Source organism: Nocardia sp. SSK8 (assembly GCF_037034205.1).
GTDB lineage: Bacteria > Actinomycetota > Actinomycetes > Mycobacteriales > Mycobacteriaceae > Nocardia.
Window position 1 is genome coordinate 102,192 of sequence record NZ_JBAGKD010000011.1, and the last position, 13,851, is coordinate 116,042.

Genomic DNA, 13,851 nt, shown 5'->3' on the forward strand with positions numbered 1-13,851 from the left:
ACAAGGGGGACTACTCGATGGCCGACACACCACTGGCACCGCTGATCACCGAAGCGAAGAACGGCAGCCTCACCGTCCGCATGGACCCCGAAGAGTTCGCCAAGATCGAATACGAATGCGCAGCATTCCAGACCACGATCAAGCAGATCCAGACGAAGATCGGCGATCTGTCCGCACTTCAGACCTGGGGTTTCGGTGACCACGACGGCTCGCAGCTCACCTCCGCCACCACCATGGCCGACCGGTTCCGCAAGAAATCCAAAGGCCAGGAAGACGGCAACGACTTCCACACCGTCCTGCAAGAACACTGGAACGCTGTCGAGGACATCCGCCTGCTCCACGTAGCCATCCGCGACCGCTTCATCGCCGAAGACGAATCATTCGCCGCCCGCTTCACCGCCGAAACCGAACGCCTGGACCAGCTTCCCGGAGCCCACTGATGGCCGGGACCGAGGGCGCGAAGATCCCCCCGAACACCGAACGCCCGAAAGCGTTGAAACACAACGAGATCATCGACCGGTTCACCCCGATCAACGGTGACCCCGCCTTCGACGCCGTCGCCGTCTACTGGCAAGCCAAAACCGACTGGACCATCGGCCTGGAAACCTTCCGGCAGCGCATGAACTCCGCCATCGCCCAAGCCTGGGAAGGCAACGCCGCCGAAGCCTCCAAAACCGCGATCAACACCTACACCACCAAAGCCGACACCCTCACCGGCACCTTCGAAACCGTCGCCCGCCTGATCTCGGACTCGGTCCTGGCCGCCTCCAACACCAAAACATCACTGCCCCCACGCAAAGACGACCCCGACATCTGGGACATCAACGACCGCTGGATCAACAACGACGAGTTCGAACGCGGACGCGACGACGACGAAGAACAAGCCCAAGCGATCATGGCCGCCGCCTACGTCGCCCCCTTCGAAACCATCGACAACGGCCTGCCCATCCTCGACCACCCCACCAGCCTCATCGACGACTCCTACGTCCCCAGCGGAGGTGGCGATGACGACGACACCGGTGGCGGCGGAAAACCCAACCAGAACACCGACGACGGTGACGACACCACCACCGGAGACGACGAAACCCCGCAAGACCCGACCGATGACGGCGACGACGAGACAGCCGACGACACCACCGACGATGACGACACCAGCGACGACGGTAACGACAGCAGCGACGACGACTCCACCGACGACGCTGACGACGACACCAACCCGGCCAGCACCCAACCAGCTGGCACCACCCCGGCCACAACCCCCGACACCAAACCCACCACACCCAGCTCCCCCGGCTCACCCAGCAGCCCCGGCGGCGGCACCCCAGCGGGCGGCACCCCCGGCACCACCCTCAACCCCGGCCGCGTAACCCCCGGCATGCCCACCACCATCGCACCCACCACGGTCACCGGCGTGACCACCACAGGTGCTACCGGCGGACGCGGAATGATGTCACCGGGCATGATGGGCGGCGCGGGCGCAGGCCGCGGCAAGGACGACGAGTCGACCCACGAGATTCCGGAGTACTTGATCAACGAGGAGAACACTCGCGAACTCCTCGGCGAGATCGCCAAGGCCACCCCCCAAGCGCTCGGTTCGCGATTTCTCGCAGCTCAAACCCGGCCGGTCGAACCCGAAGGCGGGGCCCAATGACCGCCTGGACTCTCGACCCCGACGACTTCGCCGCCCACTGGTACAGCGACGCCGTAGACCGCTTCCCCCGCCCCCTGCACTACCTGTCCCGGTTTCAGTACCAACAAGACTTCGACAACCACCGCGCCCGACTCCTCGACAGCTACACCCGTGACGACCTCATCGAAATCCGCCGCGCGATCGACACCGTCACCACCGCGACCTGGCACATCGAAATCTCGGGCAGCACCACCAAAACCCGCGACAACACCACCGCCCAATACCGCATCCACGCCACCCACAACGGCTACCAAGCCGTCATCCTCGACCAGATCATCCGCAACGGGCACGACGGCCCCATCACCATCCACCTCGGCCGCCCCGAAAACCTCCCCCAACGCCTCACCACCTACCTCCCCAAACTCGCCCCCGGCACCCACCCCGCCGTCACCTTCCCCACCCGCGACACCAAACCCAGCCACGACACCTACTTCGAAGACGTCGCCCACAACTCCCCCCACGAACGCTACCGCCGCTTCATCAACCGCCCCACCCACGGCGGCGGCTCCGCAGCCCTCTACCAAGGCACCATCCTCGACCGCCCCACCCCCACCCACACCCTCGAATGGCGCGACTTCACCGACGACGGGCGTTACAACTTCATCCGCAAGTATGGGGATCTCACCGTTTCCCCCGCGACAGCCCAGAATCAAGCAGGAAGGTTCAGCGTGTGGATCGACGAGGCAACCGGGCAAGTCCCAACTTCGGATTATTAGTCCAGGGAAATCTGGTAGACGATCGGCCCGAAACACCGTTCAGGAACACCGGGAGAAGTAAACATATGTCAACGCAAGGGTGGTTCAACCACTATGACGATCCGGACGACGAGTATTGGGACGATCCACCCCACGCGGGTTCGAACCACCGAATGGAAACAGCATTTCCACACCGGGAACAACCGGTAGAACGTGCCATAGGAGCGGCATATTTTCCCGCCTCCGCTACCGAGAATGCTAGCGGCCAAGGTCACTCAACTATTGCCGATAGTGCGGAGTCCGCCTTTGCCGGGAGCAATCTAATAAAGATGAAGCTCGATGCCGACAATCTGCCAACCGAAGTGCACGTCGATCGAAACATCCACAACAGGATTTCGACGACCGGATACTCGGAGGCCGCGACGACTGGATATCAGCTGGCGATATGGGATCGCGCCATCCCTTTACTGCAACGAGGTGGCGCACTATCCGATCTCCGATCCCAGCAATCCCATAGACTACAGATGATCAGCCTGCTCGAGACGAGATCTCTTCAAGAGTTCGAAACTCTTGAGAATGCCTTCGCAGGCCGCAGCACATTCAAGGCGGATGGTCCCATTACGCATACCGGAGCACCATCCATGGCTCTGCATGCGAACCTATCGTGGATCACACGAATCGAAATCTCGGAGGAGTGGGCAGCACAGGCCGATCCGTGGCATATTAGCGCGGACCTAATTTCCTGCACCAAATCGATTCGAGAGCAGCGGCCCAAGTTCGACCAAACCAGCACATGGGCAATCCATTCCGACATCGACCTCGAGTCCGAACTCCGGAAGTACCGAGACTACCTCAAGGGATCGAAATAATGCCAGATTTCAAGGCCGATATAAACAAGCTGATGCAGGTTTCCAGGGTATGGAACTGCGCGTCCAACGACCTTTCACAGGGAGCGAAGAAGGCACAGGAAGTAGAATACAGCAACACCAATATCAATTGGTCGATCTTCCAGGACACCTGGGACGCACACCTCAAGGCAATTCAATACATGAAGTCTCGACTCACCGAGGGGCAAACAGAAACCGACGAGATGGCCGTCACCCTCAACCATGTGGGAAAAGTCCTGCTTGAACAGGATGCAAACTTCGCAGGCATCCTACTCAGCCTGGAGATGTAGAGGAGCAGCGAGATGGGCGCAGTAAAAACACTCGACGACATCAATACAGCACTAGCGGACTTTTCCACAGAAGTCGAGAAGATTCGAAATTCGCCCAGCGATGTGGATAAGGCCTTCCGCAAGGCGCAGATCGCTATGGCCGCCACCAATCTACTCGGGAATGCAAGCGGCATCGGCACAGCCCTCGTTATGGAAAGAGACAAGAAGGAGGTGAAATCTAAAATTACAGACCTCCTTACAGAGCTGCAGGGCGCAATCGATGCACTACAGGCCCCGATCGCTCTCCTCAATACCAGCAAGGAATGGACCAACGTTCAGACACAGGTGAACGAAGCAAGGAACTGGATTCTCACCAAAGCTGAACTTCGCGGCTTTTGGAGCGGAGGGGCAGCTGAGGCATATCTCGGAAAGATGCAGCTCCAGATTGCAGCAACCGATACCGCGTCCGAGATCTGCGGATCAGTAAGCAACCAGCTGGGAATTGTGTCCGATGCCGCATGGGAATTCTATTCTAACGTAGCTGCAGACCTTGTGTCCTTCTTCGTTGATTTCACTGCCGCGCTTACGAAGATTGCGACTGGAGTGGCGGCACCAATAGGAATCAGTGATGTCATCGACGCCCTTGCCGCAATCATCAAAAAGGTCATGGACTACGGCGTCAAGCTTGGCGCAGTTCTGATGGTACAGGCGCTGGCGATCAAAAATATGAGTAGCGACATAGATAACCCCCGAACATTCCACAAGGACAAATGGCCTGAAATCGGAGCCGACGAACTGAATATAGACAAACCGAACGATGAGAAGTGGTCGGCACGTTGAGGACGAAGATCGGCAGCACAGTTATCTTGGCAATTTTGCTCACCAGCTGCGGAAACCCAGCGCCCGACATCAACCAATACTCAAGCAGCCACAGGCTCAGGGAACTGTGCGACTTTCCGCTGCACTTCTTTCAGGAGAAGTTCAACGTGCAAGAGATAGCCACTAGCGTTATCATAACTAAGCCAGTGGAATCTCCGATACATTATGGCAATGGATGTTCATACTCCGCCAACTCGGACACGCGGCAGGGTTTTCTCGGAACCTCATCGATCTGGTGGAACGGCGGCGAAGGATCGATGTCAACTGCAGAAGGTGAACCCTCCAGTCATATTCAAATTGGTCAGCACGCTGTCGCCGTATACATTAATAAAATTCCTGTGTACATGGACCCGGAGACCGCACATCCCTCATACACGCTGAACGTCGCCATTGACGACTGGGCTGGCGAGCTGACCTTCATGGGTGGAACCGACAGTGCGGCGCGTTCGGGTGCGGAAACGTTGGTGCGAATGGTTCAGGCGCTGAAGGCGTGACCTTGGCTCGTCATCCGGCAGGCCGGAAGACCCGGACGCCGTCGAACCGGTGGAAGTCGGTGTCGAAGGTGGCCACTTCGGCTCCCAGTTCGGTTGCGAGAGCCGCGATATGGCCGTCGGTCACGAGGTTTCCCGCGGTCCCGCAGCGTTGCAGAATGCCGTCGAGCACATCCAGGTGACCGGAGCCGGGGCTTACGACGACAGACATCTCACTGCTGAGCCAGGAGCGGATGTCTTCGATCGCCTCTGCCGATGTGGCGGGGTTCGGGAAGATGCGGGGGTTCGTGCTGATCCGGACGTAGCCGAGGATGACTGCCCAGCAGAAGCCGATCGGCTCTTGGCCGTTGAGCGCCTTCGTCAACCAGCCATGCGCGTCGGCGTGGTGCGGCGATGCGGTGTTGACCGAGTACAGGAGCACATTCAGGTCGACGATCTTCACTTACGCAGCTCCAGCTTTCGGACGATCTCCTCGTCCTCGAGCGAAGCTGCCAGCTGTAACGCCTTGACGAGGTCGACTGTCGGTGTGCCGAGGTCGCGGGTCGGCAAGCGGAGCTCGGGGCGTGATTGCTGCGGCGACAACGCGGCGCGGAGGGCGTCGTTGAGCGCCTTCTTGAACGACGCCCCGGTCTCGCGCATCCGCTTCGCGAGCAGGGCCGCGACGTCGGGGTCGAGAGTTACCGTGGTGCGCATGAGGACATCATAGCATCATTTCGAAAGATGCTCATACATCACAGCAGCTAGATACCACTATTTCGGCACGGTGTCAGGTACCTGAGTGCCGTTCATGTGGCGTCGTCCGGACCAGCGGGCGCCGAGCGGAGAACTGCCCGCTTGGCTTCGACGGTCGCGTTGTCCACCGGGCCGTGTTCGATCTCGGCGTCGTCGATGAGCTCACGCAATTGGTCACGCTCGAGCTGCCGCTGGATCAGCGACTCCCCGTCGGCTGACCGACCGCGCCTGCTGGTCGGCGCGCGCAGTCCCGCGATCGTGCCTTCACGTGGGGAGACCGAGATCGGTCGGCCCGGTTCTTCGCCGCAGGGTTTCCGCCATTTCGCCAGTTCTACAAGACAATCGCTGAACTCGAATCGGCGACCGCACGCATCTATCGCCTGGGTTCGGTGGGAGTGGAGTCGGCGAAGGCTCGCGCGTAGCGAGTTCCGGTGAGCAGGAGCAGGATTCCGACGGCCAGGAAGGCTGCTACGCGGATGATGCCGGAGAGGGTGGCCAGGTCGAAGAGGAAGAGTTTGGCCAGGGCCGCGGCGGCTACCAGGAGGCCGGTGACCAGGTAGACCTTGGCGGTGGTGGGGGACGTGGTGAGGCGGCGGAGGCCGTAGAAGACGGCGGTGGTGGCGGCGATCATCCAGATGATGGTGGCCAGGCTGTGGCCGATGATGAAGCCGTCGGGGGTGCCGAGGGCGACGCCCAGCGAGACGGCGGTGACCAGGACGTAGTACAGCCCGGCGAGGCTCGCCACGACCCACGCGGCGGTGACGAGTGTGGTGTCGGTGCCGCGTGGGAGGCGGGCGACGGTCCAGGCTGTCATGGCGGCGGTCGCGGCGCCGACCACCGCGGCGAGCGCGGTCGCCAGGTCGAGGTCCTGGTCGGCGAGGCGGTGCAGGCCCAGGGTTTCCGGGGAGGCGATGGTCAGCAGGGCCAGGCCGCCGAACAGGGCGAAAGCGGTGCCGAGGGCGGCGCTGACCCGGTTGCGGGTGGTCGCGGCGACGGCGAGGAAGGCCAGGGCGACCGTGGATAGGGCGGTCGGCAGCAGGTGCAGGTGGGCGCCGGTGCCGATGACGCAGGTCAGCAGGAGGGTCACGGCGCCGGTCAGTGCGCTGACCAGGGCAGTGTGTGGCGGGATGCCGAGCCGGGCGCGGCCGGGGACGGCGGTACCGGGCGATGTCGGGCCGGACACGACGGGACCGGGCACGGCGGAGCCAGACATGGTGGGACCGGACGCGGCGGGGCCAGGCACGACGGGACCGGACGCGGCGGGACCGGACGCGGCGGAGCCAGGCACGGCGGGATCAGGCCCGGTGGGACCAGTCGCGGTGGAGCCAGGCGAGGCGGCGATGACGGCGGGGCCACGAACGAGGGCTGTCGCGGCGAGGCCGAGGAGGATGGCGGCGAATCCGCTGGTGATGACCACTGCGGGTAGGCGGTCGAACAGCATCGCCGCCGCGAGGACGGGCAGGGCTGTGAGGGCGATGGTGATGCTCGCGGTGATGTCGGTGGGACGGTGCCGCACGGCGAGTACCGCGCCGACTAGGCCGACCAGGGCGCATGCGAGGGCGGCGATCAGTAGACCGATCGTGTTGGTCGCCTCGGTTCCGGAGATCGCCGCGTCGAGGCCGGTCACCGCGATCATCGCCAGCGTCGCGAGGACCATGGGCAGGGTGCGCGCGACGTGCAGTACCGGCCACACCCGTCGCAATTGCACCGGCACCCCGGCCGCCTGCAATACCACCAGGAATCCGAGCAGCGACAGCTCGGTGGTCAATGCGGGCGAGAGGACCGCGGCCCCCAGCACCACGCCCACCGCCAGTGGTTGCGACTGCCACCGCACCGCCATCCCGACACCGGCCAGCGCGACGCCCAGCGCCACGGCGAGCCCGACACCCGTCGGAACCCACTCGTAATACCCGGTCACCGCGACAACATCCAGATACGCCCCCGCGATACCGGTGGCCACCAGCGCGATACCGCCGACCCGACCGCCCGGCCGCCCGAATACCCGCCATCCGGCGCCGACCAGCCCCAGCGAAAGCATGCCACCAGCAACAACTCTCGCCACCGGACCGAAGAACCCCGCCTGCGCGGCCAGCACCAACAACATCAACACCCCGATCAAGGTGACCCCAACCCCAGCCACCGCCAGCACCCGGGAAATCACCCCTTCCCGCTGCCACCACGGCGTCCGCTCCCCCGCCCCCTGCCCACCGGGCCGCCCGGCACCCGGCCCCCAACCCTGACCGGCCACCCCAGCCGGTACCGCCCAGCCACCAGCGGGTCCCACAGGCCGCGACCCCGGCCGCACCCCACCCGGAGCCCTCCAAACACCGCCTCCTGCAGGCCATCCCGCCCCCGGCACCCAGCCCGGCCCGACCGGCACCGGCCCACCAGGCATTCCCGGTCCACCCTGCCCACCGGGCACGCCCTGTCCACCCTGTCCACCCTGCACGCCCGGCACGCCCGGCACACCCGGCACGCCCGGCACACCCGGCACACCCGGCACGCCCGGCACGCCCGGCACGCCCGGAGCCATCCAGGCACCCCCGCGCCCGGCAACGCCACCCACCCATCCCGGAGTCGGCTGCGGCGGCACGCCCGCCAACCCCGGAACCGGCGGCCGCCCCGCCTCTGCGGACCTGGCAATAGCCGCCCCCAACGCGGCACCTCCCTCATGCGCCTGGCCACCGGGAGCCACGCGGCCTACACCACCACCGCCATCACCTGATTCAGCGTCCACTCCAACGGCCGCGCTCACTGCGGGCGCACTGATCTCGGCCGACGACTCCGCACGCACTGCCGCCGCTCCGACATCCGCACTCGAACCCGACTCCGCCCGCGCCGCACTGGCCACCTCAGGGCCCGGCGAGGGCTCGCCACCGGAGAGCGACGCATCGCTGCCAGCGCGCCCGGTCACCCAGGACGGCCCGTCCGCCCGCACACCGGGATCGGCGGAGGATTCGCTCGATTGGCGGGCGAGCTCCCCCTGCAACTGCCCCCGCAGCACATCCAGATCATCACCCAACCGCCCCATATGGGCGCCGAGGGTGGTGAAGTCGGCAGACAGGCGGGCGATGAGGGTGGGGTCGATGGTGGTGCGGCTCATGTGTTCATCGTCGGCGCGGGGCGGGCGTGGGACATGAGTAGAAACCCCTGGGTGGGGGCCGGTTCCTACTTGAAAACGGTGGTCAGGCGCCGAGGAAGCGGCGCCATTGGACCATCAGGGGGTATTTGGCGGTGATGGAGCCGAAGCGGATGCGGCCGTGCACGACCAGGTGCAGGGGGCCGATGGGTGGGCCGGTGCGGACCTTGTTGTTGGCGCTGGAGCCGATGAGGTCGAGGCCGTTGAGGTCGACGGTGGCGGCGGCGGGGACGAGCAGGGTGATGCCGGTGCAGTAGTCGTCGACCTGGATCTCGACGATCTGGGTCTCCATCACGGCTTCGGTGAAGTCCAGGGTGACCCCGGACATGAGGTTGTTGAGGTGCAGCACCGGCGGTACCTGCCAGGGGCCGCGGCGGTGCACGCCGGAGAGCCTGCTGCGGATCATCGCCGGGTCGGCGCCGCCGGGCGGCACGGGGACGTGCTTGGGCCGGGGCATGGCGGCGGGCTGGGGCGCGCCTGCCACCCGCATGCCGGGCAGGTCGATCAGGACGGCGTTGAGTTCGCCGCGGGTCTTGGCGGCCAGGGCGGTATCCATGCGTTCGGTGAACTCGCCGAGCGAGAGCATGCCCAGGCCGACGGCGCGTTGCAGCAGCTGGCCGACGTGTTCGCGTTCGGCGTCGGAGACGCGCAGGTCACGGTCGCCGACGGGACCGGCCGTCGGGGCGCCGGGTACGGAGAGGGATTCGGGACCGCCCATGTGATCGAGGGTAGCGACGACTCCGCCCCTACACATCAGGGCAAACCCCTATTCCAGCCCCTGCTCGATGGCGTATCGGGTGAGCTCCACCCGGTTGGCCAGCTGCAATTTGCGCAGCGTGGCCTGCACATGGTTCTCCACCGTCCGGTGCGACAGGTTCAGCCGCGCCGCGATCTGCTTGGCCGAGAGCCCCTTGGCCACCATCCGCAGCACCTCGGTCTCCCGCTCGGTCAGCGAGGGCCGGTGCGGCTCGTCGGGGACGGCGGGCGCGGTCGCCATCCGGCGGTACTCGCCGAGCACCAGCCCGGCCAGCCCGGGCGTGAACACGGGTTGACCGGCCGCGGTCGCCCGCACCGCCTCGATCAGCTCGGCCGCCGACGCGCTCTTGACGAGATATCCGCTGGCCCCGGCCTTGATGGCGTCGAGTACGTCGTCGCGTTCGGCCGAGGCCGAGAGCACCAGCACCCGGCTGCCGGGCGAGACCCGCAGCACCTCGGCCGTCGCGGTGGCGCCGTTGCCGTCGGTGAGCTGCATGTCCATCAGCACCACGTCGGGTTGCACGGCGGCGGCCCGGCGGGTGGCCGTGCCGACGCCGTCGGCGGTGGCGGACACCGCGAACCCGGCCTCGGTGAGATCGCGCGAGACGCCCTCGCGCCACATCGGATGGTCGTCGACCACCATCACGGTGATGGGCTCGTCCATCAGCTCTCCTCTCAGCGCGCCGGTCGGCGCGGGATCCGGAACTCCCATTCGGTGCCGAAATCCTCACCCTCGGTGAGTAATTCGGCGGTGCCGCCGAGCGCGGCGATCCGGCCGACGATCGAGCGCGACACCCCCATCCGCCCTTCGGCTTCGGCGGCCATAAGCCGTCCCACCGGAATCCCAACCCCGTCGTCGCGCACACTCACCACCAGCATGTCACCGGTGTCCTCCAGCAGCACATAGGCTTTTGCGCCCGGACCGGCATGCAACTCGACATTCGACAGCGCGGTACCCACCGCGGCGGCGATCTCGTGCGCGGCGGCCCGTCCGATCGGCACCGGGTCACCTGGCGTCGCCACCGACACCGCGGGCGTGGCCTGCACGGTGAGCAGCGGCCGCACATCCACCTCCGCCGCCCCGGCATCGGGCCGCGCGCCCTGCTCGGAGATCAGCACGCGCAGCGCCACCTCCTGCTCCCCGGCGCGCTGCGCGAGTTCGGTGGCGGGACCGCCGATCTCACCGCCGCGCCGCTTGATGAACGCGAGCACCTGGAGCACCCCGTCGTGGACCTCGCGGGCGAGCCGTTCGCGTTCCTCGGCGGCGGCGGTGATCCGCAGCGCCTGTTCCAGCTGGCCCTGCGCGCGCCGCGCGGTATTGGCCGCCAGGCCGAGCGCCAGGCCGACCGAGACCAGCACCGGCGCGGTGGCATCGCCCCACACGTCCTGACCCCACTGCTCGCGCACCGTCACCACCACTGCCGACATGCCAAGTCCAGCAAGCACTCCCGCGACCGGGCCGCGCAGGATGGCCATCGAGATCACCGCGTTGGCGATCCACAGCGTGGTCGGCAGCGTCTGATGTCCGTGGTACCAGCCGTAATCGGCGACCAGGCGGGTGGAAGCGATCAGCAGGATCGTCACCACCTGGTCGCCGAAGACCACCCAGCCGCGGATCCGGCCGGTGGCCGTGGGGAAGTACCACTGCGACAGCAGCAGCGCCGAGACGCCCGACCAGATCGCCATCAGCGCGATCAGCACCCAGCTCAGCCGGGGATGCTGGTAGTACGGCACCGACGCGATCTGCTGACCGATCGCGTACAGCAGCGTGACCAGCCGGAACGCCTGGGCGGCCCGCCACAGGGGCGCGGTCGCCGCGTCGGCACTGCTCAGCTCAGCTGTGTGGGTCCGCATCGCCGGACTCGCGCTCTTCGTCTTTGCGCAGGGTGCGGTAGAGGTCGAAGCGGCCGGGCTCGGGTTTGTCCGGCTCGGCCGAGAACAGGCGCCGGTCCTCACCACCGGCGAGTTCGCCGTAGACCTCCTCGGGACTGTCGGCCAGCAGATACCGGATCGCGGTATTGCCCACCGCGATCAGCGGCACCGCCAGCAGCGCACCGGCGATCCCGCCGACGACCAAACCCGCGGCGATGGCCAGCACCACGGCCAGCGGGTGGATGCTCACGGCCCGGCCCAGCAGCAACGGCTGCAGCACATGGCCTTCCAGCTGCATCACCGCGATGATGATGCCCAGCACGATCAGGGCCGTCACCAGGCCCTTGGTGACCAGCGCGATGAACACCGCGACGAACCCGGCGAAGAACGCGCCGATGATCGGGATGAACGCGCTGATGAAGACCAGCGAGGCCAGCGGTAGCGCCAGCGGCACGTGCAATATCGCCAATCCGGCGCCGATGCCTATCGCGTCCACCGCGGCCACCACGACGGTGGCGCGCACGAACCCGACCAGGGTGCCGAAGCCGAGTTCCCCGGCGGTGCGGACCTTGTCCCGGTGCGCGGTGGGGATGATCCGGGTGACGAAGTGCCAGATCTGGTCGCCGCCGTAGAGGAAGAAGATCAGGATGAACAGGATGAGGAACGCGCCGGTGAGGATGTGCCCGATCACGGTGGCGGTGGTGAGCGCGCCGCTGGTAAGGCTCTCGCGGTTGTCCTGGATGGTGCGCACGATGGTGTCACCGGCATTGCGGATCTGCTGATCGCTCAGATGCGGCGGGCCGTTGATCAGCCAGTCCTGCACCTTGTGGACGCTGTTGGTGACCTCGTTGGACAGCCCCGGCACACCGTCGACGAACTGCTCGACGACGAAGGTCATGATCCCGGCGAGCAACCCGATCGAGCCGACCAGCGCCACGAACACGCCGAGCCCGCGCGGAATCCCCACCCGCTGCATCCAGTCCACCAGCGGCGCCAGCAGCGCGGCCGCCAGCAGCGCGATCGCCAACGGAATCACCACCGTCGCGAACTTCTGCACCAGCATCCCCACCGCGAGCAGCGCCGCGAAGATGACCAGCAGCCGCCAGCTCCACGCCGCCGCCTTACGAACCAGCGGATGAACCGCCTCGGCATCCCCACGCCACAGCGCCGACGCGGTCCCCGAATCTACCTTCTGGTCGTTGACGTCCCCTCGGTCGCGAACGACCTGGTTTCCCGTGGCGACGCCGGGCGCCGCATCGGATGGTTCCTGTTTCACAGAGTCGCGCTCCCCGCTAGGCGGACAGGCTTACCGACTCTCCGCAGGCGTTTAGCCACTCCGCCCGTCCGGCGGCGTGGATGTTCTTGGCTGCATTCAGATCGCGGTCGTGAACCGTACCGCAGGACGCGCACTGCCAGATCCGGATCGAGAGCGGCTTGGGTCCGTCGAGTGCCCCGCACGAAGAGCAGATCTGACTCGACGGGTAGAACCGGTCCACCCTGCCGAGGACTCTGCCATAACGCGCCGCCTTCTCCACCAGCATGCGGATGAACATGCCCCACCCGGCATCGTGCACCGACTTCGCCATCCGGGAACGCGCCAGCCCGTGCACGGGCAGATCCTCGATGAACACCGCTTGGTTCTCGCGAATGATCTTCGTTGACTGCTTGTGGGCCCAATCCCGGCGTGCGTCGGCAACCGCGGCGTGCGCACGCGCCACCCGGAGACGTTGCGCAGCGCGATTTCTGCTGCCCTTCTGCTTTCTCGACAGCGACTGGTGTGCCCTGCGGAGCTTTCGTTCCGCCCGCCGGAGGAACTTCGGCGACGTGATCGTCGTGCCGTCGCTCAGCACCGCGAAGGTGGTAAGACCCAGGTCTATCCCGACCTCCGAGTCGGCCGCCGGGAGCACAACCGGTGACACCTCGACCACGAAGCTGGCGAAGAATCGTCCTGCCGCGTCCCGAACGATGGTGACGCTCGACGGATCGTTGGGCAGGCGCCGAGACCACCGCACCGCCACTTCGCCGATCTTCGCCAGGTAGAGCTTGCGGTTGGCCCGAATCCTGAACCCGTTCCGGGTCAGCCGGATGGATTGGCGGTTGTCCTTGCGTGAGCGAAAACGCGGAGCACCCATCGTGCGTCCCTTGCGCCTGCCGGAGATCGAATCCAGCCAGTTCCGATGGGATCGGTGCGCGTCCTGACACGCCTGGACCAGGACCACAGAGGACACATCGGTCAGCCAGGCACGCTGAGGTGTTCGCTTCGCTTCGGTGACAGCCTGCTTCTGCAGTTCGGTATCGGAGAGAATCGACCCTCCGGCGTATGCCTGCTGCCGAAGACGCAGACAATCGTTGAATACCACCCGCGCGCAGCCGAAAGCCTGTGCCAGCGCTACGCGCTGCTCGGCGGTCGGCTCGATACGAAACTGATATCTCAACTGCAC

At 65.8% G+C, this 13,851-nt stretch carries 15 protein-coding genes; 7 read left to right on the top strand and 8 right to left on the bottom strand.

Features of this window, described 5'->3' with window-relative positions; all coding sequences use genetic code 11:
* Nucleotides 1-17: 17 nt before the first annotated feature.
* The 7 genes from WA675_RS20350 to WA675_RS20380 all read left to right on the top strand — a co-directional run bounded on the left by WA675_RS20350 (nt 18) and on the right by WA675_RS20380 (nt 4,914).
* The gene (locus tag WA675_RS20350; RefSeq protein WP_336086258.1) at nt 18-440 is read left to right on the top strand and encodes a hypothetical protein; all 423 of its coding nucleotides are present in this window, start codon (nt 18-20) and stop codon (nt 438-440) included.
* The gene (locus WA675_RS20355; protein WP_336086260.1) at nt 440-1,651 is read left to right on the top strand and encodes a hypothetical protein; all 1,212 of its coding nucleotides are present in this window, start codon (nt 440-442) and stop codon (nt 1,649-1,651) included. The genes WA675_RS20350 and WA675_RS20355 overlap by 1 nt, the downstream gene beginning before the upstream one ends.
* Nucleotides 1,648-2,406, top strand: a complete 759-nt coding sequence (locus tag WA675_RS20360; protein ID WP_336086261.1) for an ESX secretion-associated protein EspG — start codon at nt 1,648-1,650, stop codon at nt 2,404-2,406. The genes WA675_RS20355 and WA675_RS20360 overlap by 4 nt, the downstream gene beginning before the upstream one ends.
* Nucleotides 2,407-2,714: 308 nt before the next feature.
* Nucleotides 2,715-3,254, top strand: a complete 540-nt coding sequence (locus WA675_RS20365) for a hypothetical protein (RefSeq protein ID WP_336086263.1) — start codon at nt 2,715-2,717, stop codon at nt 3,252-3,254.
* Nucleotides 3,254-3,562 carry a hypothetical protein gene (locus tag WA675_RS20370; protein WP_336086264.1) on the top strand — a complete coding sequence of 103 codons (309 nt, stop codon included), beginning with the start codon at nt 3,254-3,256 and terminating at the stop codon, nt 3,560-3,562. Before WA675_RS20365 ends, WA675_RS20370 begins: the two co-directional genes overlap by 1 nt.
* 12 nt (nt 3,563-3,574) lie before the next feature.
* Entirely contained in the window at nt 3,575-4,381 is an 807-nt protein-coding gene (locus WA675_RS20375; RefSeq protein WP_336086265.1) for a hypothetical protein, read from the top strand.
* Nucleotides 4,366-4,914, top strand: a complete 549-nt coding sequence (locus WA675_RS20380; RefSeq protein WP_336086266.1) for a hypothetical protein — start codon at nt 4,366-4,368, stop codon at nt 4,912-4,914. The genes WA675_RS20375 and WA675_RS20380 overlap by 16 nt, the downstream gene beginning before the upstream one ends.
* 10 nt (nt 4,915-4,924) lie before the next feature.
* Here the strand turns inward: WA675_RS20380 and WA675_RS20385 are convergent, their stop codons facing one another.
* From WA675_RS20385 to WA675_RS20420, 8 genes are all read right to left on the bottom strand, one after another.
* Entirely contained in the window at nt 4,925-5,353 is a 429-nt protein-coding gene (locus WA675_RS20385) for a type II toxin-antitoxin system VapC family toxin (protein WP_336086267.1), read from the bottom strand.
* Nucleotides 5,350-5,604, bottom strand: a complete 255-nt coding sequence (locus tag WA675_RS20390) for an antitoxin (RefSeq protein WP_336086268.1) — start codon at nt 5,602-5,604, stop codon at nt 5,350-5,352. Before WA675_RS20390 ends, WA675_RS20385 begins: the two co-directional genes overlap by 4 nt.
* Before the next feature lie 412 nt (nt 5,605-6,016).
* Nucleotides 6,017-8,038: a DUF2339 domain-containing protein gene (locus tag WA675_RS20395; protein WP_442945686.1), complete on the bottom strand. Its 2,022-nt coding sequence runs from the start codon at nt 8,036-8,038 to the stop codon at nt 6,017-6,019.
* A 790-nt stretch (nt 8,039-8,828) separates the two neighbouring features.
* Nucleotides 8,829-9,500: a DUF1707 SHOCT-like domain-containing protein gene (locus tag WA675_RS20400; protein WP_336086270.1), complete on the bottom strand. Its 672-nt coding sequence runs from the start codon at nt 9,498-9,500 to the stop codon at nt 8,829-8,831.
* Between the two features lie 48 nt (nt 9,501-9,548).
* Nucleotides 9,549-10,202 (bottom strand): response regulator transcription factor, encoded by a 654-nt coding sequence (locus WA675_RS20405; protein WP_336086271.1) that lies wholly within the window; start codon nt 10,200-10,202, stop codon nt 9,549-9,551.
* 11 nt (nt 10,203-10,213) lie between these two features.
* Entirely contained in the window at nt 10,214-11,392 is a 1,179-nt protein-coding gene (macS, locus tag WA675_RS20410; RefSeq protein ID WP_336086272.1) for a MacS family sensor histidine kinase, read from the bottom strand.
* On the bottom strand, nt 11,373-12,575 hold the full coding sequence (locus WA675_RS20415; RefSeq protein WP_336086369.1) for an AI-2E family transporter: 1,203 nt from the start codon (nt 12,573-12,575) through the stop codon (nt 11,373-11,375). The genes macS and WA675_RS20415 overlap by 20 nt, the downstream gene beginning before the upstream one ends.
* A gap of 127 nt (nt 12,576-12,702) precedes the next feature.
* Complete coding sequence (locus tag WA675_RS20420) at nt 12,703-13,851, bottom strand: RNA-guided endonuclease InsQ/TnpB family protein (RefSeq protein ID WP_336086273.1); 1,149 nt, start codon at nt 13,849-13,851, stop codon at nt 12,703-12,705.

Excerpts from the sequence above, each read along its gene's own strand:
- WA675_RS20350 (WP_336086258.1), top strand. The coding sequence starts at position 18 with ATGGCCGACACACCACTGGCACCGCTGATCACCGAAGCGAAGAACGGC.
- WA675_RS20355 (WP_336086260.1), top strand. The coding sequence starts at position 440 with ATGGCCGGGACCGAGGGCGCGAAGATCCCCCCGAACACCGAACGCCCG.
- WA675_RS20360 (WP_336086261.1), top strand. The coding sequence starts at position 1,648 with ATGACCGCCTGGACTCTCGACCCCGACGACTTCGCCGCCCACTGGTAC.
- WA675_RS20365 (WP_336086263.1), top strand. The coding sequence starts at position 2,715 with ATGAAGCTCGATGCCGACAATCTGCCAACCGAAGTGCACGTCGATCGA.
- WA675_RS20370 (WP_336086264.1), top strand. The coding sequence starts at position 3,254 with ATGCCAGATTTCAAGGCCGATATAAACAAGCTGATGCAGGTTTCCAGG.
- WA675_RS20375 (WP_336086265.1), top strand. The coding sequence starts at position 3,575 with ATGGGCGCAGTAAAAACACTCGACGACATCAATACAGCACTAGCGGAC.
- WA675_RS20390 (WP_336086268.1), bottom strand. The coding sequence starts at position 5,604 with ATGCGCACCACGGTAACTCTCGACCCCGACGTCGCGGCCCTGCTCGCG.
- WA675_RS20395 (WP_442945686.1), bottom strand. The coding sequence starts at position 8,038 with ATGCCTGGTGGGCCGGTGCCGGTCGGGCCGGGCTGGGTGCCGGGGGCG.
- WA675_RS20400 (WP_336086270.1), bottom strand. The coding sequence starts at position 9,500 with ATGGGCGGTCCCGAATCCCTCTCCGTACCCGGCGCCCCGACGGCCGGT.
- WA675_RS20405 (WP_336086271.1), bottom strand. The coding sequence starts at position 10,202 with ATGGACGAGCCCATCACCGTGATGGTGGTCGACGACCATCCGATGTGG.
- macS (WP_336086272.1), bottom strand. The coding sequence starts at position 11,392 with ATGCGGACCCACACAGCTGAGCTGAGCAGTGCCGACGCGGCGACCGCG.